This is a genomic window from Mycobacterium sp. E1715, from assembly GCF_001667625.1.
Taxonomy (GTDB): Bacteria; Actinomycetota; Actinomycetes; order Mycobacteriales; family Mycobacteriaceae; genus Mycobacterium.
Genome location: NZ_LZJJ01000162.1, coordinates 1 through 18,388, shown reverse-complemented (window position 1 = coordinate 18,388; position 18,388 = coordinate 1). Strand labels below are relative to the sequence as shown.

General features: G+C 68.3%; 19 protein-coding genes and 2 pseudogenes. 3 read left to right on the top strand and 18 right to left on the bottom strand.

Annotation, left to right across the window (positions count from 1 at the left end; genetic code table 11):
- From A9X03_RS09055 to A9X03_RS09030, 6 genes and pseudogenes are all read right to left on the bottom strand, one after another.
- Window positions 1–457, bottom strand: a pseudogene (locus A9X03_RS09055) (acyl-CoA/acyl-ACP dehydrogenase); the annotation flags it as partial.
- On the bottom strand, window positions 454–927 hold the full coding sequence (cynS, locus tag A9X03_RS09050; RefSeq protein WP_067779683.1) for a cyanase: 474 nt from the start codon (window positions 925–927) through the stop codon (window positions 454–456). The pseudogene A9X03_RS09055 and the gene cynS, both read right to left, overlap by 4 nt.
- Window positions 928–943: 16 nt before the next feature.
- Window positions 944–1,468, bottom strand: a complete 525-nt coding sequence (locus A9X03_RS09045) for an OsmC family protein (RefSeq protein ID WP_067748850.1) — start codon at window positions 1,466–1,468, stop codon at window positions 944–946.
- A gap of 163 nt (window positions 1,469–1,631) precedes the next feature.
- Complete coding sequence (efeB, locus tag A9X03_RS09040) at window positions 1,632–2,915, bottom strand: iron uptake transporter deferrochelatase/peroxidase subunit (RefSeq protein WP_068260663.1); 1,284 nt, start codon at window positions 2,913–2,915, stop codon at window positions 1,632–1,634.
- On the bottom strand, window positions 2,912–4,090 hold the full coding sequence (gene efeO, locus A9X03_RS09035) for an iron uptake system protein EfeO (RefSeq protein WP_082950216.1): 1,179 nt from the start codon (window positions 4,088–4,090) through the stop codon (window positions 2,912–2,914). Before efeO ends, efeB begins: the two co-directional genes overlap by 4 nt.
- Before the next feature lie 59 nt (window positions 4,091–4,149).
- Window positions 4,150–4,983, bottom strand: a complete 834-nt coding sequence (locus A9X03_RS09030) for a DUF3097 domain-containing protein (RefSeq protein WP_067779678.1) — start codon at window positions 4,981–4,983, stop codon at window positions 4,150–4,152.
- A 216-nt stretch (window positions 4,984–5,199) separates the two neighbouring features.
- Here A9X03_RS09030 and A9X03_RS09025 point away from each other — a divergent pair, with 216 nt between their 5' ends.
- Window positions 5,200–5,487 (top strand): DUF3349 domain-containing protein, encoded by a 288-nt coding sequence (locus A9X03_RS09025; RefSeq protein ID WP_067748943.1) that lies wholly within the window; start codon window positions 5,200–5,202, stop codon window positions 5,485–5,487.
- Window positions 5,488–5,490: 3 nt separating this feature from the next.
- On the opposite strand, the gene A9X03_RS09020 is transcribed toward A9X03_RS09025, so the two are convergent.
- From A9X03_RS09020 to A9X03_RS08995, 6 genes and pseudogenes are all read right to left on the bottom strand, one after another.
- A complete protein-coding gene (locus A9X03_RS09020) occupies window positions 5,491–6,486 on the bottom strand; it encodes a patatin-like phospholipase family protein (protein WP_067888747.1) in 996 nt (331 codons plus the stop codon).
- 13 nt (window positions 6,487–6,499) lie between these two features.
- On the bottom strand, window positions 6,500–7,570 hold the full coding sequence (locus A9X03_RS09015; RefSeq protein ID WP_067888750.1) for an ABC transporter ATP-binding protein: 1,071 nt from the start codon (window positions 7,568–7,570) through the stop codon (window positions 6,500–6,502).
- Between the two features lie 3 nt (window positions 7,571–7,573).
- Complete coding sequence (locus A9X03_RS09010) at window positions 7,574–8,416, bottom strand: carbohydrate ABC transporter permease (protein ID WP_067748835.1); 843 nt, start codon at window positions 8,414–8,416, stop codon at window positions 7,574–7,576.
- Window positions 8,403–9,350: a carbohydrate ABC transporter permease gene (locus A9X03_RS09005; RefSeq protein WP_067748825.1), complete on the bottom strand. Its 948-nt coding sequence runs from the start codon at window positions 9,348–9,350 to the stop codon at window positions 8,403–8,405. Before A9X03_RS09005 ends, A9X03_RS09010 begins: the two co-directional genes overlap by 14 nt.
- Window positions 9,347–10,667 (bottom strand): annotated as a pseudogene (locus A9X03_RS09000) (sugar ABC transporter substrate-binding protein). The gene A9X03_RS09005 and the pseudogene A9X03_RS09000 overlap by 4 nt, the downstream one beginning before the upstream one ends.
- A complete protein-coding gene (locus A9X03_RS08995) occupies window positions 10,657–11,649 on the bottom strand; it encodes a sigma-70 family RNA polymerase sigma factor (RefSeq protein WP_068260660.1) in 993 nt (330 codons plus the stop codon). Before A9X03_RS08995 ends, A9X03_RS09000 begins: the two are co-directional and overlap by 11 nt.
- Before the next feature lie 168 nt (window positions 11,650–11,817).
- Here A9X03_RS08995 and A9X03_RS08990 point away from each other — a divergent pair, with 168 nt between their 5' ends.
- A complete protein-coding gene (locus A9X03_RS08990) occupies window positions 11,818–12,168 on the top strand; it encodes a DoxX family protein (RefSeq protein WP_067889725.1) in 351 nt (116 codons plus the stop codon).
- 6 nt (window positions 12,169–12,174) lie between these two features.
- Here the strand turns inward: A9X03_RS08990 and A9X03_RS08985 are convergent, their stop codons facing one another.
- The 3 genes from A9X03_RS08985 to pncA all read right to left on the bottom strand — a co-directional run bounded on the left by A9X03_RS08985 (window position 12,175) and on the right by pncA (window position 14,279).
- Window positions 12,175–12,810, bottom strand: a complete 636-nt coding sequence (locus tag A9X03_RS08985) for a hypothetical protein (RefSeq protein WP_067760843.1) — start codon at window positions 12,808–12,810, stop codon at window positions 12,175–12,177.
- A gap of 108 nt (window positions 12,811–12,918) precedes the next feature.
- Window positions 12,919–13,719: a ketosteroid isomerase family protein gene (locus tag A9X03_RS08980; RefSeq protein ID WP_068260657.1), complete on the bottom strand. Its 801-nt coding sequence runs from the start codon at window positions 13,717–13,719 to the stop codon at window positions 12,919–12,921.
- Complete coding sequence (gene pncA, locus A9X03_RS08975; protein WP_082950136.1) at window positions 13,719–14,279, bottom strand: pyrazinamidase PncA; 561 nt, start codon at window positions 14,277–14,279, stop codon at window positions 13,719–13,721. The genes A9X03_RS08980 and pncA overlap by 1 nt, the downstream gene beginning before the upstream one ends.
- A gap of 95 nt (window positions 14,280–14,374) precedes the next feature.
- On the opposite strand from pncA, the gene A9X03_RS08970 reads away from it, so the two are divergent.
- Window positions 14,375–15,403 (top strand): DoxX family protein, encoded by a 1,029-nt coding sequence (locus tag A9X03_RS08970; RefSeq protein ID WP_067760849.1) that lies wholly within the window; start codon window positions 14,375–14,377, stop codon window positions 15,401–15,403.
- A 4-nt stretch (window positions 15,404–15,407) separates the two neighbouring features.
- Here the strand turns inward: A9X03_RS08970 and A9X03_RS08965 are convergent, their stop codons facing one another.
- The 3 genes from A9X03_RS08965 to A9X03_RS08955 all read right to left on the bottom strand — a co-directional run.
- Window positions 15,408–15,902 carry a gluconokinase gene (locus tag A9X03_RS08965; RefSeq protein ID WP_082950134.1) on the bottom strand — a complete coding sequence of 165 codons (495 nt, stop codon included), beginning with the start codon at window positions 15,900–15,902 and terminating at the stop codon, window positions 15,408–15,410.
- The gene (locus A9X03_RS08960) at window positions 15,899–17,911 is read right to left on the bottom strand and encodes a phosphotransferase (RefSeq protein ID WP_067760853.1); all 2,013 of its coding nucleotides are present in this window, start codon (window positions 17,909–17,911) and stop codon (window positions 15,899–15,901) included. Before A9X03_RS08960 ends, A9X03_RS08965 begins: the two co-directional genes overlap by 4 nt.
- A gap of 18 nt (window positions 17,912–17,929) precedes the next feature.
- Window positions 17,930–18,388: carboxylesterase family protein (locus tag A9X03_RS08955; protein WP_156746513.1), on the bottom strand; the 459-nt coding region annotated here is incomplete at its 5' end.

Here is an 18,388-nt window from a genome sequence, read left to right as displayed (position 1 = left end):
ACAGGTTGCTCGCCCACCTGATCGGACCGGACACCCGGTAGCCGCCCTCGATCGGCGTGGCCGTCAACTCGACGCTGCCGCAGCCCGCCGCCTCCTTGAACGCCGACGCCATGCCGGTCACCCCCGGCGTGGTGCCGGCGAGCAGTGACTGAGCCGCGTCGACGCTGAAAGGCGTTGCCGCCCTGAGCAAGTATTCCACCGCCATTCGGTGCGCCCACAACGAGAACCCGGTGCTCATGCATTCCCCGGAGATACGCCGGATCACCTCGGCCATCTCGGGCAGCCTGCCGTCGGCGTTGGCGGGTGCGCCCACCCCGAGAAGCCCGGCCGCGCCCAGGGCGGTGAAGCTGCGGCGGGACTGATGCTCCCCCCGGTCCAGTCCCCCGGCGTGGGCCCGAATGTCCTCCAACAGTCCGGCATCCAGCTGGCCGGCCGCCGGGTTCATCGTCGCCGTCATAAAACCTCCTGTGCCGAGTGCTTCCACGCGTAGTCGAGGAACTTGCCGTCGAAAGTGACGACCACTCTGTCGCCCTCGGGGTGCGGGCGCCGCTGCACGCTCAGCTGAAAGTTGATCGCGCTCATGATGCCGTCACCGAATTCCTCGTGAATGAGTTCCTTGATCGCCGGGCCGTAGACGGTCAGCGCCTCATGGAATCGGTAGATCGTCGGGTCTGTCGTCATGGTCGCATCCGAACCCCGATACGGCATCAGCTGCAGGACAGCGACAGCCTCGTCGTCGAGGCCGAGCAGTGCCGCGACCGTTGACGCGTCGCCGGCCGTCATCGGGTGCTGCCCGAGTAACGCCGCGACCGTCCACACCGGGTCCTTCCCGATGGATTCTGCGATTTTCACCCAGCTCAGTCCGCGCTTGGCGCGGGCCAACCTGATGGCCTCGGCGAGAGCGGGCTTCGTCAATACCGTTGCCACAGCAGCTTCCCCGTGGCTATTCCGTGGCCAGCGTCGAGTCGACGGCGACCGGGTTGCGGAACGTGTTCACGACGGGTGACCAGGCGATGGCGTTGTCGTGAATCTCCTTCAGGGTCGCCTCGTCGGCGTCTCCGGCCAGCGTCACCCTGCAGCGCACCGCGCTGAAGCCGAGGCGCTTCCCCTCGGGGGTGTCGCCCACGCCCCACACCGCGGAGATGTCGATGTCGCCTTCCATCTCGACCTCGATCTTGGTCAGGGTGACCCCGCGATGCGTCGCATTCGCCAGCAGGCCCACCGAGACGCACGAGCCCAGGGCGGCCAGGGCGGTCTCGGAGGGGTTGGGCGCGGAGTCGTCACCGAGCAGGGCAGGCGGCTCACCCACCAGCATCGGCGCCAGGTCGCGGACGTAGGTCATGTTGCGGAATCCGGTTTCGCAGACCGTCTTGGCTTTCAGGGTCTTCCTGCCGGTCTCCGGGTTGGCCCTGGCGTTACACGACAGCTTGTCGAGGCCTTCTGCGTCGATGACTAGCGCGTCGGTCATGTGATCCCTCCGTTCTCGCTGATCTTGCGGCTTCACGGAGTTAGTGCTCGGCGGCGGCCGATGCGTGACGGCGGAGGGTTTTGATTTACCTGACCGACACGACTGCTCACACAGCCGAAACGCGGCCCCCACCCGACGGCGACCCGCGCTCGGCGAGATTTGCTTAGCCGAAAAGGCTTTGCCCGATGTAGTGGCCTTCGGCGGGCGCGGGTGGCACCGCGAAGATAGCTGAGCCGATGTGGCGGATGTATTCGTTGAGGAGGTCGTGGGCGCCCAACCGGTTCTGCAGGCGGATAAAATCTTGCGGATCTTTTTGATACGAAACGAACAGCAGCCCGGCGTTGAGCTGGCCGTTGGCGTCGAGGCCGTCGGTGTAGTTGTAGGACCGGCGCCTGATCATGACGCCGTCGTTGTTCTCGCGGGCGGCCAGGGCGACGTGGGACATCGGATCGATGAGCGGGTTGCCGTCGCCGCCCTTGGCGGCAAAATCGGGGGCATCGAATTCGCCCTCGCCGCTCAGGGGTGCGCCCTCTTCTTTGGTGCGGCCGAATATCCGCTGCTGATTGCCGATGCGGTCGACGTCCCATGTCTCGAGCAGCATCCGGATCTTGCGCACCACCTGATACGTTCCGCCGTTCATCCACGGCTGGTCACTATCGCGGACCCAGACAAATCGGTCGTACTCGGCATCGGTGACGACGTTGCGGGTTCCGTCCTTGAATCCCAGCAGGTTTCGCGGGGTGTGTTGGCCCGGGCCGGCTGAGGCCCGTCCGAATCCCAGCACCGCCCAGGACGGCGAGACGACGTCGCGGCCCAGGCGGGCCAGGTTTCGCGCGGCGTGGTAGCAGACCTGCGGGTCGTCGGCGCAAGCTTGGACGGACAGTTCGCCGCCGCGCAGGCGGGGGTCCAGGTTGTCCCCGTTGAGCGGGGGCAACTCGGTGAACACGGCGGGTCGGCGCAGGGCGAGCCCGAACCGGTCGCCGAACAGCGACGGTCCCAAGCCGATGGTTACGGTGAGGCTGGCCGGGCTCAGCCCGACCGCCTCGCCGGTATCGACAGGTGGCTGCACGTCGACCCGGGGCTGCACGGTGCCGACCGGCTTTCCCTGCTGCAGGATCGCGGCCGCGGCCGACCAGCGTGCCAGCAGCGTTTGCAGCTCCGCGCGCTGGGCTCCGGCGGCCAGCGAAAATGACATGAACATGGCGTAACGCTGTGGCGGCGTGGCGATTCCACCCTGATGCGGCTGGCCGTAGAAGGGGTAACTGCGGCGCAAGTCGACGTCGTCGTCGCCGCCGCCGGCCGCGCCGCCATCGTGTCCGGCAGCCAGCGCGTAACCGGCCACCCATCCCCCGGCGACGCCGGTGAGCCCGGCCAAGACGGCGCCACCGAGCATACGCCGACGCGAAACCGCCTCGCCTTCATCGGGTTTGGCCCTGACCTCGCTCATGGTCGGCCCGCCGAAGCCACTTTTGGGGCGACCGCCGACAGGCTCTGGTGCAGGGGCTGGATGACCGCGGTCAGCTTGGCGGCGTCGGTGGCTTGCAGCGCCGCGGTGTAGGTCCGGAAGCCACCCAACTCAGACGGATCGCGGTATCCGTCCAGAGTGGCCAGCACCGTGTGGAATTCGCGATCGATCTGGGCGACCAGATTGCCGTCGATCTTCTCCAGCCCGGGCCGCAGCGATGCGTAGGCCTGCCGAGCGCCTTCCACGTTGGCGGAGAAGTCGACGAGGTCGATGTGGCTGAAAGCCTCCTCCTCCCCGGTGATCTTGGTGTTCTGGATCTCCTCGACGAGGTCGCTGGCGCCGTTGGCCAGGTCCTCGGGCTTGTACTGCAGGAGGGCGACGATGGCGGTCAACTTGGCTACGTTGCCGACCAATTCGGAACTGAGGGCCTGCGTCCCGGGCGTGATCGCTCCGCCCCGCCACAGGTCGCGTTCGATGGCGTGGAACCCCTTCCAGCCGACCTTGGCGTCGACGGGAGTGGACTCGCGCATGTCGATCAGATAGTCGAGGCGGCCCGCGTTGTCGCCGACCGCGAAACCCAGCAAGATGAAGCCCTCGACGGCGGACTCGGAACGCTCCCAGAACAGGCGCGCTTTGGCGTAAGCGGCTTTCGCGGCGTCGATGTTGCCCGCCCGCACCGCCGCGTCGAGTGCGTTGACCCCGTCGCCGAGCTGACCGATCTGCTGGACGACATACGCCGCGTAGTCCTTGGTGGCGCTGTCGAGGGAGTCCGCGACGCCGCCGGCCAGCCCCGGCGCCGCCCGGCCCGTGACCGTCAGCGTCTGGTATTCGTCCACCGCGCCGGGGCAATACAGCTGATACGGCCCGCCATCGAGAGTCACGGTGAACGACACCGGGGCCAACCCGGGAGCGAGGTCCTCCTTCTCGCCGACGATCCGCTCACCCCTGAGTAACTCGACTTCGCTGATGCCGGGCGCATCGGTGTTGGCGACCGTGAACGTCACCGGGCCGGCGGCGACGTTCGCGTTGTCCACCGTGCAGGCGTCTTTGCCGCCCCGGTTGGCGAGCGTCACCTTCACCGCGCTCGGGCCGCCGGGCGTCCCGCGGCTCACCTCGCGACCGGACGGACCGCAGGCGGTCGCCGCCGCGACGACCAAGGCCGCTGCCGCCAGCGGTAATCCACGACAGCGTCTTCCCCCGGCCGGACGCCGGTCGGTCACGGGCCCGGCTGAGTCACGAAGTCGATCAGTTCCTCGACCCGGCCGATCAGCGCCGGCTCGAGGTCATTCCAGTCGCGCACCCGGGAACGGATATGGCGCCAGGCCCTTGCGATGTCCGCCTGGCTCCCGTGCGGCAAGCCGAGCGCCTGGCATGCGCCGTGTTTCCACTCGATGTGGCGCGGCACGTCCGGCCAGCCCGCCAGGCCGAGCCGCTCGGGCTTGACTGCCTGCCAGATGTCAACGTAGGGATGACCGACCACCAGGGTGTGGGCGCCACCAGGTCCCCGCCGCACGGCATCGGCGATCCGTGCCTCCTTGGAACCCGCGACGAGGTGATCCACGAGCACACCGAGCCGGCATTCCGGACCGGGCGCGAATTCCGCCACCACGTCCACCAAGTCGTCTACGCCGCCGAGGTGCTCGACGACGACCCCCTCGATCCGCAGGTCCTCGCCCCACACCTGCGCGACGAGTTCGGCATCGTGGCGGCCCTCGACGTAGATCCGGCTGGCGCGGGCGACCCGGGCGCGGGCGCCCGGAACTGCCACCGAGCCCGACGCCGTTCGCGTGGAACCGGCCGGCGCCACACGGCGTGGCGCCGTGAGGATCACCGGACGGCCCTCGAGCAAATAGCCTGGGCCCAAAGGGAAGCCACGCACGTGCCCGCGGCGGTCCTCCAGGTCGACCCGCCCGTACTCGACTCGCACCACCGCACCGACGTAGCCCGTCTGCGCGTCCTCGACCACCAGGCCGAGCTCGGCCGGGTGCTCGGTCGAGCGGGGCTTGCGCCGGCCCGCGGCAAGGACATCGGTTCCATAGCGATCAGCCACGCGGCCATAGTAGAAAGCCTTGCGGTCAAACGTCGTTAGGGCGCGCCCGCCAGGGCACATCGTGGCGAAGATCGCTTTTCGTTTTCGGACTTCGCGGGCGTGTAAAAAGTGCGTTTTAACTGTGTGGCGTTACCGAGCTGATGACGTTGCCGATGGTACGTTGCTAGTCGTAAGATCTGCCGCCAATTCTCAAGCGGCGGTGAGCGAGGTGGGATGATGGATCTGGCCCTGTGGGTGTCGAGCATCGTTGCTTTCGTGCGGGCCGGATACCCCGCCGGCATGCCGACGACCGGATATTCCCCCTTGGCGGCCCTGGCTCGCCGGCGACTTTCCGACGACGAGATCCGCGCCATCGCAACCAAACTCATGAGACGCCAATTCTGGCCGATCAACCCCGTTGATATCGGCGTGGAAATCACGCGTGTCACCAACCAATTGCCGTTGCCCGCCGATGTCGAGCGGATTGAGCACCGCCTCAATCAGATCCGCTGCGCGCGCGGATAGCCTTCACCGCGGATTCTGGCTCTGCGCAGTCCCGCCCTTCCCCGGGCCGCCGCAGGCCGCCAGGTAGTCCGGGTAGCTCCAGGTCCGCAAGAATTCCTCGCCCGCCTGCACTCCCCGTTGGTACAGGGCGTCGCGCTGCTCGGCGGCGATGTCGAAGTCGATTGGGCTGACCTCCTCGGCGGGAACGAAGATGGTGCGGCGAACGGTGCACGGATCGTCGATGTAGGCGTTGTCCTGATTGCTCACCAGCGTCTCGATCGCCGCGATTCCCAACGAGACCGGACCATGAACCGGATGGGTGGGCGGGATCCCCGGACGCGCGGACAGCCGGATCCCGAATGTCGGCCAGCGCGGCTGCGCCCCCGGGCGGTCGAACAGCTCCACCGGGAAGTCGGACAGCAGGCCACCGTCGACCCACGTGGCGCCGCCCACCCGGACGGGTTGGAAGACATACGGAATCGCCGACGAGGCGTGCACGGCGCGGGCCACCGGGAAGTCGTCGGGGTCGATGCCGTAGGAACCGAGATCCCAGGGAATGCGCACCAGCCGGCGGCGGGACAGGTCACTGGCCGTCACCACGAGCGACCACGCGAACTGCTGCGGCTCTTCGCCGGTGCGCAGGTCGCCGAAGGTCCGCACGCCCAAGTCGGCGAGCAGTCCCTCGAGCAGCCGCTCCAAGTAGGCCCCGCGGTATACGCCGTCGGACACCAGCAGCGACAGCGCGCCGCCGATCAGCGGTACGCGCCCGATCACGCTGCGATCCAGAAACTTCCGGTAGTCGATCGACCGCATCACCTCCGCAAGCCGGCTCAGCGGTTCGCCCGCGACCTGTAGCGCCGCCACCAGCGACGCGACGACCGAGCCCGCGCTGCTGCCCGCGACCCGTGGGAACCGGTAGCCCGCCTGGGTCAGCGCGTCGACCGCGCCGACCAGCCCGATGCCCCGGACGCCGCCGCCTTCGCAAACCAGGTCGGCGCGGGATGCGCTCACGTCGGGCATAGCCATACCCCCCTCAGCAGATTCGTCGGCCGTCGATGCCGAAGAAGTGCAGGTGCCCCGGTTCCGGGTGCAGGCGCACCCGGCTGCCCTTCTCCGGCGGCCGGCGCCCGTCGGCACGCGCCACGACGGGCTGATCGATGACCTTGCCGGAACCGGTGATTCGGCCGTACAGGTAGGCGTCGGCCCCCAGCTCCTCGACCACGTCGACCTCCATCTCGACGCCCTGACCGCCCAGCTCGAAATGCTCGGGGCGCACCCCCACGACGACCTCACTCGCGGGGTCGGCGAGCTCCCGCGGTAGCGGGATGTGCCAATCCCCCAACGACACAGCGGAATCAACGATCGGCAGCGTGAACAGGTTCATGGCCGGCGACCCGATGAACCCCGCGACGAAGACGTTCACCGGGTTGCGGTACAGCTCGCGAGGGGCGGCGAACTGTTGTAGCACGCCGTCGCGCAGCACGGCGACGCGGTCCCCCATGGTCATCGCCTCAACCTGGTCGTGGGTGACATAGACGGTGGTGGTGCCCAGCCTCCGCTGCAGCGCCGCGATCTGGTTGCGGGTCTGCACGCGCAGCTTCGCGTCGAGGTTCGACAGCGGCTCATCCATCAGGAAGACCTGCGGGCGGCGCACGATCGCCCGTCCCATCGCCACCCGCTGGCGCTGCCCGCCTGAGAGGTCCTTGGGCTTGCGGCCCAGATAGGGTTGCAGGTCAAGCAGTTTGGCCGCGTCCAGGACGCGGTCACGAATTTCTGCCTTCGGTGTCTTGGCGATCTTCAGGGCGAAGCCCATGTTCTGCGCGACGGTCATGTGCGGGTAGAGCGCATAGTTCTGGAAGACCATCGCCACGTCACGGTCCTTGGGATCGACGGTGGTGACGTCGCGGTCGCCGATCCTGATGCGGCCGGAGTCCAGCGTCTCCAGCCCCGCCACCATCCGCAGCGAGGTGGTCTTTCCGCATCCGGACGGGCCGACCAGCACGACGAATTCGCCGTCGCCGACCTCCAGGTCGAGGCTGTCCAATGCCGGGCGATCCGTTCCGGCGTAGCGCCGCGTCGCTTGCTCGAAAGTTACTGAGGCCATGCCTTATCCGTTGAGTCCCGTGACGGCGATGCCCCTGACGAAGGACCGTTGTGCGATGGCGTAGATGAGCACCAACGGCAGCATGATCAGCATCGACGTCGCCATGATGATCGGCCAGCGCGCGACGTATTCCCCCCGCAGTCGTACCAGGCCGAGTGTCAGCGTGGCCAGGCTGTTGCGCTGCAACATCAGCAGCGGCCACAGGAAGTCGTTCCAGACGTTGACCCAGGTGAGCACCGCGAGCACCATGACCGCGGGACGGGCGTGGGGCAACAGGATTCGCCAGTAGATCTGCCATGGCGAACAACCGTCGAGTATCGCCGCCTCCTCCAGGTCGGTTGGGAGCGTCCGAAAGAACTGACGCATCAAGTAGGTGCCGAAAGCGCTGCCGAACAGGCCCGGCACGATCATCGACCAGGGTGTGTCGACCCACCCCACGGTCCGCATCAGGATGAACTGCGGGATCACGGTCACGGTCAGCGGCACCATCAGCGTGCCCAGATACAGCACGAACAACGTGTCGCGTCCGCGAAACTCCAATCGCGCGAACGCGTATCCGGCCAACGAGCAGAAGAAGACCTGCCCGGCGGTCACACACCCGGCGTACAGCACGGTGTTGAAGAACATCCGCGCGAAGGGCATCAGCGAGAACACCTCGGTGTAGTTCGACCAGCGCGGGTGCGCCGGCAGCAGCTTCGGCTCGGTGATCTCGCCTTCCCTCTTCAACGAACCGGACACCGCCCAGGCGATCGGGAACAACCAGCACCAGGCGATGGCGATCAGCGCGGTGTAGACCAGCACTGCGCGGACGACGTTGCGCGTGAACAGGCGCTCAGCTGAGGCCACGAGAAGTCTCCCAGGACCGTTGCCGAGTGATCCGCAGCTGCACCACGGTCAGCACCAGCAAGATGGCGAACATCACCCACGCCAGCGCGGACGCGTACCCGAATTCCAGGAAGGAGAACGCGTGCTGGAACAGCATGATGCCCAGGACGTACGTGGCGGTTTCGGGCCCGCCATTCGCGCCGTTGAGGACGTACACCATGTCGAAAGCCTGGAACGCGTGGATGATCGAGATGACGCCGACAAATGATATCGACCCACGGATCAGCGGCACCGTGATGGAGGTGAACTGCCGTATCTCGCCCGCCCCGTCGATGCGGGCCGCCTCGTAGACGGTCTCGGGAACGCCCTGCATCGCCGCGAGCAGGATGACGGTGGCGAACGGCACACTGCGCCACACGCTGACGATGCACAGTGAGGCCATGGCCCAGCGGGGTTCGACCAGCCACGGCACCGGACCGACCCCAACCCAGCCCAGCATGATGTTGAGCAGCCCGTTGTCGGTGTTGAAGACGAATTGCCAGACGACCGCCATCACCACCGACGAGATGGCCAGCGGCAGAAAGACGATGGTACGGAAGATGCCGATGCCCTTGACTTTGCGGTTCAGCACACCGGCCACGACGAGGCTGACGACGATGGTCGGCACGACCGTCCCGAGGGTGAAGATGACGGTGTTGCGGATGGCGATGAGGAAGAGCGGATCGGAGGTAAAAAGCTCCTGAAAGTTCTTCAGGCCCACGAACTTCGGTGGCCTGAACACGTCCCACCGCTGAAAACTCATGTAGAGCGAGAATCCCAGCGGGAAAAGCATGAACAACGCGACGGCCGCCAGGTTCGGCGCCACGAAGAGGCGGCCGGCCCAGGCGCGCCGGCGCCAGGGGCCCGCGCCCCGGGCGGGTTTGCGGGTGGCGGGGCTGGTTTCGACCGATGTCATGGTGCGCGCAACACCTCGTCGATGGCGGGCGCCAGGCCGGCCAGCGATGTCGCGGGCCGCGATCCGCGCAGCACGGGCCCGAAACTGCGGTCCATCAAGGCGACGATCTTCTCCCACGCCGGGGTGACCGGCAGCCCCTCGGAATAGGCCGGGCCCTGCGTGAGCACGGTGAGGTTGTCGACGTTGCGGTGTGCGGCGGCGAATCCGGGCGAGTTGAGCGCGGATTGCAGCACCGGAACGAACAGGCTGGATTCACCGATCAACGCCTGCCCGACGGGGCCGGCCGCGAATTTCACGAATTCCCACGCCTGTTCCTTGCGTTGACTGCTGGCGGAGATGGCCAGTCCGGTGGAGCCGATGTTGGAGTGGGCGGCCTGCCCCTGCCGTCGTGGCCCCACCGGCAACGACGTGACATCGAAGTCCAGGCCCTCGGCCCGGATGAAGGTCTGGTATCGCCAGTGGCCGCCCATCGCCATGGCCGCCTTGCCCGTCGCGAACAGGTCCGGCGTCGACATCGACTGCACCTCGGAGGCGTTGGGCGCGACCTTATGCTTGTTGGCCAGGTCGGCGTAGAACTGCACCGCCTCCGTGAAGGCATCGTCACCGAAATTGAAGTGGGTCGGGTTCTTCAGCGGGGCGGACCACGGCGCCCCATTGTTCATCGCGAACAGCCCGGCCGAGTAGTACGACACGAACATGTTCACGAACCCCCATTGGCCGGCTCGCCCGGTTCCGTTTCGCTTGGTGAGCGCGGTGGCGGTGTTCAGGAATTCGGTGAAGCTCCACGGCTGTTGCCACGAAGTGGGCGGCGCGGGGACCCCGGCCTCGGCGAAGAGCCGCTTGTTGTAGAACAGGTAGTTGCCGGACCATTGCTCGGGAAGCGCGTACTGGCCTCCGTTGAACGTGAAGGTGTCGTACAGCGCCCCGATGCCATCGGATCTCAACCCGGCCGCGAAGGCCTGATCGCGGGACAGCATCGTGTTGAGGTCCAGGAGCACGCCGCGCGCGGCCAACTCGGCGTAGCTCAGATCCCACGCCATCAAGACGTCCGGGCACTTGCCGCCGGCGCAGAACGTCGACAGCTGCTGCATCACGCCCGGGGCCGAAAGCACCGGACGACTTGATGTCGGGGTGGCGCCGCGTGAACTCGTCGACGATGCGGATCCGGGCATCGCGTTCGTCGGGGTTGGCCGCGAAGAAGAACGTCAACGCGTCGTCTTGCGGGGCGCAGCCGGCGGCCCATGGCGTCACCGATGCCGCCGTCAGCGCGGCGGCGCCACGCAGCAGGCGGCGCCGCGGGAACGGCTTATCGAGCATGGTCCTTCCGTTCTCGCCCCGTTGCCGGCCGCCCGGCCGGCGGCGTCTGATGTCCTTGGTACCCGATGCGGCTGTGGTGTTGCTGGATCGGCCCGCCCGGGAGTGCCAGCGCGGCCGACCGGATCCGGGTGGGATCCCCGGTGATGTCGATCGCGTGGATGCGGTCATCGGTTCCGACGGTGATCAGCAGCAGCGCCTCGGCGTGCCCGTATGGCGCTATCACGATGGCCGGTGCCCCGTCGACGAGCATGACCACACCGGCGCGGGCCCGCTGGGCGAATCGGCGGGTCTCCTCGGCGACCTGCCCGGCGCCGCGCAGCTCGGTCGGCACGTCATCGGGCACCAGCGCGCGATCGACCGTGCGCACCACGTCCGGGGCCAGCAGCTCAAGCAACAACGCGATGTCACCGCCGCGGGACGCGGCGAGAAACGCTTCCACGATCTCCAGGTGCTTTGCCGCGCGATCCGGTTCGCCGCCCGGGTCGCCGTGCAGCCGCCCGCGCGCCCGGCTCGCCAACTTCTTCGCCGCTTCCGGCGAGCGGTCCAGCAGGTCGCCGATCCTCTCGAATGGCACCGCGAACACGTCATGCAGCACGAATGCGACGCGCTGCGCGGGCGAGAGCCGGGCGAGCACCACGAGCAGCGCATTGCTGACCGACTCCGTCAGGAGGGTCTCCTCGTCCGCCGGCGACGCGGCCGCTTCGAGCCGATCCAGTTCCTCGGTGGTGGCGAGCGGATGTTCGGCGCGCCGTTTGCGGACGCGGAGCTGGTCGTACGCCTCGCGGGCGGTGATGGTGGTGAACCAGCCGGTGAGGTTGTCGACCGCGCCGTAATCCGCGCGGCTGGCCTTCAGCCACGCCGACTGGACCGCGTCCTCGGCATCGGCGGCCGAGCCCAACAGCTGGAACGCGACCGCACTCAGGTGCCGCCGGTCGGCGTCGAAGCTCCGCGCGAGATCGGCCAAATTCTTATGCGCGCTCATGGGTCACCTTTTCCGCAGAGGAACCGTCAAGAAAATGACCGAGTCCATCGAGCCCTCTGTTGCAAAGGAGGCCAGCACCATGACCTTATCGATTGTGCGCCGCGGAACGCGCGGCCACCGTTCGGCTCCCCGCCGCGAAACCGGCTGCCGGGCAGGGGTTTGGCACCCATGACCACCGCATGCGTCGTGATCACGGTGTTTACCGCCGCCATCACCGCCGGGATCGCCGTGGCCGACCTCGTCCCCGCCAGGTTCGTGCTGGCGAACTCGGCCGAAGTCGGGGTGCCGCGGTCGTGGCTGCCGGCGCTGGCGACGGTCAAGCTGGCCGGGGCGGCCGGACTCGTCGTGGGAGTTGTCGGGCTGCGCGCCTTGGGAATCGCGGCCGCTATCGGCCTGGTGCTGTTTTTCGTCGGCGCGGTCGTGACCCACCTGCGGGCCCACGTGCTGTACAACATCGCGTTTCCCGGCGCCTACTTGTGCTTATCGGCGGCGACGCTCGCGCTGATGGTCGTGCACTGAGCCCCGCTAGCTGGGCAAGCGGTCTTTGACGAGTTGGTCTTGTTTGCGGGCCATGTCCAGCACGACATCCCGCGGGGCGGGATCGTTGGGCGGGCTGTCGAACTCCAGGTCGACGCCCACCCTGCTCTCGGCGAATGTCACGTAGGTCACCGATTTTGAGTTGTCGGGCGAGGTTCCCACCGCGATCAGTCCGTTGGTGCCGACCTCGAATGGCTGCGGGGCGCCGGTGACGTATTTGCCGAACGACTGGGCGCGCTCCTTGGCCTGCTGCGCGGCGGTCGCCGGGTCGGTGAACACGACGACTAGGTCGTCGATGCTGCGTGTGTGGTCGGGATTGATGAACGTCACCCCGGCGCCGGCGACGCCACCGGGATTCTGCGTGGGGGGACCTGTCGTTCCGACGTCGATGCCGACGTCGCTCGCCTGAAGGAGGAGGTACGTGTAGTCGCCCAGTGGTGCACTTCCGGACGTCGGGCCGCTCGTCGTCGTCGACGCTGTCGAACTCGACGTCGCCGTCGACGACGAAGTCGTTTTCGACGAGCTTGACGACGCAGAGGTGCTTTCCTTTCCGCCGCAAGCCGTGACAACGCTCAGCGCGGCGGTGAATGCAATTCCCGCGCCGAAGATCCGCACCATACCCATCGTCGACTCCCTTCGGGGACAGCTATTTGTACGGCACCGTCGCGCTCCGGGCAATATGTCGACGCCGGTTTTGAGCAAATTTGCCGGCGCTGGTGGACCGCGGGACCCTCAGGCCGGGAAGTAGCGGATTCGGTTGATGGCATTCGGCCGCCACGTCATGTCGGCGAAGATGATGGCCCGCCCGCGAGTGGAGGTCAGCGAAACCACCACTGTGCTGCCCGCGCCGATCATCTTCGTGCCGCCGGCGCCGTCGAGTTGCTCGACGAGCCCGGCGAGGTCGAGTACCTCGTCGTCGCCGAGAGTTATTGCAGTGCTTGGGGTTAGCGCTCTGGCAGCCGCGTCTCGATCCCCGGCCGTGGCGGCGTCGAGGAACGCCCGCACCGACTGCTTGTGCCGCGCACCGACCCGCCGGAATGCCGCGATGAAGCCCACCGCGCCGCTCAGTCGCTGATTGTTCAACAGGCCTCGTGACAGTTGCAGCCCGGGCGGCACCGCGCGTGGTCCGGTTCGCAGGAATTGGCGCATCATGGCGGGGAGTTCCCAGTAGGCCCGGAGTTCGCCAATGCGCCAGTCGCCGTTGACCTCTAGCAGGTCGTAGCGCAGGAACGCGGGGATGTACATGGTGACGCCGGAACCCATGGCGACCTCCAGCTCGAGGTCACGCAGGACCGCCGTGCCGAAGACGATGTCGAGGTCGCGGTGGAATGTGATGTCGCGCGGGCCGATGAAGGTGTCATAGAAACGGCCGATCCGTTCCCGACCGACGTGCGGACGCGAGCCGACCGGGTCCTCGACGCGGCCCTCGTCGGCGAACAGCCCCACCCAGCCTTCGCGGTCGTGCGCGGCGGCCGCCCGCGGCGAGCGCTCGACGGCGGCGAGGAGGCGTTCCCGCTCCGGTGCCACCCCCATCACTGTCCCCTGACCAGCTCGACGCCCGCGGACCGCATTTCCGCCAGCGCCCGCGCGGCCGAATCCGGGGCCACAGCCGCGGTCAGGTCCACCAACACCCTGGTGGTCAGGCCGGCCCGCGCGGCGTCCTCGGCCGTGGCCCGCACGCACTGTTCCGTGGCGATGCCGACCACGTCGACCTCGTCGATCCCATGCCGCCGCAACCAGTCCAGCAGCGTGGTCCCGCTCTGGTCGACCCCTTCGAACCCGCTGTATGCCGCGGCGTAGGCGCCCTTGCGGAAGACCGCCTCGATCCGGCTGGTGTCGAGGTCGGGGCGAAAGTCCGCGCCCGGGCTGCCGGCGATGCAGTGCGGTGGCCACGTCGATGAGTAGTCCGGCCGGTGGGAGAAGTGGTCGCCCGGGCGAACGTGGTAATCCTGGGTTGCTACGACGTGCCGGTATCCCGGCTCGCCGGCCAGGTAGCCGTTGATGGCGGCCGCCACGGCGGCGCCGCCGGGGACCGGGAGCGAGCCGCCCTCGCAGAAGTCGTTTTGCACGTCGACGATGATCAACGCCCTCACGGCTTTCACCCTATCGGTGTCGCCCCGGATGGCGCCTCAGCTGCACGTATGGGCTGGGCGGTTTGTCCGTCAACGAGTCGGGTAATCCCCCGGCCATGGTGATCCGGAGAATCGCGCGCCCATTGCTTTCAGTTGCCTTCATCGGCCAAGGAGTCAACTCCCTGCTCAACCCCAAGTCGGCGGCGGCGGCCGCCGCGCCGGCAGTGGATGGTTTGCAGGCGCTGCCGAATTCGGTGAGCGGGGCCATCCCGAGCGACCCGGAGACGTTCGCGCAAATCAACGCCGCCGTCCAGATCGGCGGCGGCCTGCTGCTGGCCACCGGCAAGCTGCCGCGCGTCGCGTCGGCGGCGCTCGCCTTCACCGTGCTGCCGGCCAACCTCGGGGCGCACTCGTTCTGGAACGAAAGCGACCCGCAGGCCAAGGCGCAGAAGCGCCAGCAGTTCCTCACCGACCTCAGCCTGGTCGGCGGGTTGCTGATCGCGTCGGCGGACACCGCGGGCAAGCCGTCGCTCGGATGGCGCGGCCGGCGCGCGGCGGAGCGGCTCTCCGAGCGGGTGTCGTCGGCGCTGCCCGGCTCCGATGACGGCTTCGACACGGACTTCTCGGAGTTGGGCGAGAAGATCGTGCACGGCCTGCAGGTCGGCGCCGAGCGCGGCCGCGAATTGGCGAGCACCGCCGCGGAACGGGGGGCGCCGTACGCCGAGGCCGCGCTCGAACGCGGCCGCGAATTCGCCAGCACCGCCGCCGATCGAAGCAAGCCGCTGGCCAAGAAGGCCCGCAAGCGCGGCGAAGAACTCGCCGACGAAGCCGCCGACTGGGCCGCGCCACTCGCCAAGAAGGCCCGCAAGCGCGGCGAAGAACTCGCCGACGAAGCCGCCGACTGGGCCGCGCCACTGGCCAAGAAGGCGCGCAAGCGTAGCGAGAAGCTGGCGAAGAAGGCGCGTAAGCGCGGCGAAGAACTGGCCAGCACGGCTGTGGACCGCGGCGAGGACCTCGCCGACACCGCCCGCGCCCGCGGCACCTACCTTGCCGAGACGGCCCGCGCACGAGGCGGCTACCTGGCCGACACCGCACGCGAAAGGGTCGGCGAGCAGGTCAAGGCCGGCCGTCGCAAGCTGTCCTGACCGGTCATCCGTCCTCGTGTAGGAAGCCGTCGACGATCGCGTCGACGTCCTGATCGACATCGACGGTTGCGCCGGCCTCGTCGCCGCCCAGCGGTTCCAGCGCGTCGAATTGCGAGCGCAACAGCGCGGGCGGCATGAAATGGCCCGTGCGGGCCGCCAGCCGACCGCCGATGAGCGCGGGCGAACCGGCGAGGTGCAGGAATTCGACCTGCGGGCAGTGCGCGCGCAATTGGTCGCGGTACCTGCGCTTCAACGCCGAGCAGCTGACCACCCCGCCGCCGCGGTGCCCGGCCAGCCACTCACCGACCTTTTCCAGCCAGGGGTAGCGGTCGTGGTCGTCGAGCGGTTCCCCGGCCGCCATCTTGGCGATATTGGCCCGCGGGTGCAGGGTGTCGGCGTCCACGAAGGGGACCTGCAAGCGGCGCGCGAGCGCGACTCCCACGGTCGACTTGCCCGATCCGGAAACGCCCATCACCACGACGGGGCCCCGTCCGCTCACTCGGACCGTTCGGCCAGGTTGCGGTTCCATTCCAGCCAGCCGGCGCCGTTGCGTCCGTCGGCGGTCCGGACGCTCGCCCAGACGCGCGGGAACTGACTCACCCGCCCGTCCGCGGCGATCAGACGCACCGGCGCCTGGCCGCGGACCTGAACGTCCGCGGTGATCTCGCCGGGGTTGAGCGCCAAGGTGGCGCGGAGTGGTAACCCGTTGGCGCCGAACGATTCTCGTGAATCCACCGTTTGCAGCTCGGTGACCGTTCCCGCGGCATCCTGGGAGTAGCCGATGCTGAATGCCGGTGCGCCGGGAATCCGGATGTTGACGCCGTGCAGATGGGTGCCGTCGTCCAGGTGCAGCGCGCTCCAAATCCAGTCCATGCTCCACCAGTCGCGCACGCCCCAGGAGTGATCGCGCTGGCCGGGGACCGACTCAAGGCGGTAATTGGTGTCGTCGATGGTGACCGTGCCCGAGACCGTGCATGGGATCTCGTAACGCGTCGTCAACCGGTACTTGTACGGGATGCCGTCGGTGGCCCACACCAGGCTCATCGTCATCTCGACGGGGGTGCCGGGCTCTCCGCGCAACAGCGCCGACGGATCGGGGTACGACTGGGCGTGGGCACGCAGGTCGACGCGGTAGGTCTGCAGCGGGGTGGTCGCGGAGTGGCCGAGCTCGAAGGAATCGCTGCGCACGTCCCACGGATCCGCCGGCAGCGGTACTTGCGCGTCGACGGCCACGGTGGGCATGTCGGGGCCGCACAGCAGCGCGTGCACCCAGGCCTTCCGTTCGTTGGCGATCAGGCCGAGGCGGAACCAGCCGCCCAATCCCTGTGCCGCGTCGGCGAAGTCAGAGTACCAGCTCTCGCTCCACAGCGGCTCGGCGGTCGCCGCGTGCGCACCTTCGTCCTCCACCGTGGGCCGCAGGGCTTCGGGCGTCTGCGCGGCGGGCAGCGTCGCCAGCGCGTCGGTGTCGAGCACGTGGTCGCAGTGTCGTTGCAGCATGGTCATGAACATCCGGTCGCCGCGCTCGGTGCGTTCCACCAGCATCGAGGAGACGATCGCCATCATCACGCCGAAAAAGCTCTGTCGGCGAACACCTTCGGCGACGTCGGTGAGCGACAGCGGCGCCGCAGGCCCCAGCGCCTCGTGGTAGGCCCGCAACAACGCGTCGTACTGCTCCCGGCGATCGGGGGTCGGCAGCGCGCAGCCGAGGAAGTACGACAGGTCGGTCAGGGCGGGCCCCCAGGACACCGTCTGCCAGTCGACGACCGTCAGCGGGCGTTCGGCCCCGGCGGTGCCGAACAGCAGGTTGTCCAGGCGGTAGTCACCGTGCATCAGCCCTAGGATCCGGTCGGGCGCCGACTCGGCGGCCAGGTAGCCGTCGAAGGACGCGACCAGGCGTTCGCAGACCATCCGGTGCTCCGGCGCGATCTGCTCGCCATAGCGGTCGATGAAGCCCGCGTACAGCGGGGCGAGCATCGCCTGGTTGAGCGGCGATTCGCGGTTGAGCCACGGCGCTTCGGCGAGCGCGGTGTCGCCGAGCAGCGGTCCGTGCAGCCGACCCAGCTCGACCACGCCGAGGTGGGCCTGTTCGGCTGTGGCACCGGCGATTTCGTCCCCGACGACCGCCGGCCCGGCGTCGCCGAGCAAAAGATCGAACGCGCCCGTCGAGCTGTCGACCGCGGCGTGGTAGCAGGGCGCTATCGGGCCGCCCAGCCGTGGCGCTATGTCGCCGTAGAATCGCACCTCGCGCTCGTAGAGGCCGAGGGCCAGCCCCGTCTGCCGACTCACCGGGTCGGTCGCCGCCACCTTCAGGACCACCGACTCGGGCCTGCCGGCCTTCGCCGCGCCATCGGCATAGCTGAGCCGGACGCGGTAACACTCGCTCATCTGTCCGGTGCCGATGCGCTCCACGGCAAAATCGGCGACGGGCCCGGCGCCGATCACCGATTCCAGCCATGCTGCGGTGAGGTCGCCGGGTCGTTCGATGATTTGCGCGGTGTCGGCATGCATGAGGGTCAGCGTGCCAGGTCACCGCGCCAGGGAGAAGCCGTCCCAGGCAATCCGGCGGTGCGGGTGTGGATCGAACTCGACGCGGCTCTTGCGGTCGAACACCATGACGGCGCGGTCGGCGGTGCTGTAGGTGGGCCAGTCGTCGCCCGGCGCGCCGGAATGGCTGAAGGCCCGCCAACGCCGTTGCACCTGGTTGCTCACCCGCAGCGCGGCGCGCCGGTCCGCGGCGGCGGTCAACAGGGCACCGAATCGCGTGCGATAGACGTCGAAGACGGCCAGCAACTCGGTGGCATGGGTGGCGCCCAGCCCAGACCAGCGCAGCGTCCTAGGCGCGAAGTCGTACCGGTAGAGGTAGGTCGGCGCGTGAGCGCTGTGCGCCTCCGCGATCTGCCAGGCCGCCGACCCGAACGCGAAATCGCCACCAAGCTGGATGCACGCCGATGGCGCGGGGTAATCCGGATATGCGGCGGTAATGCG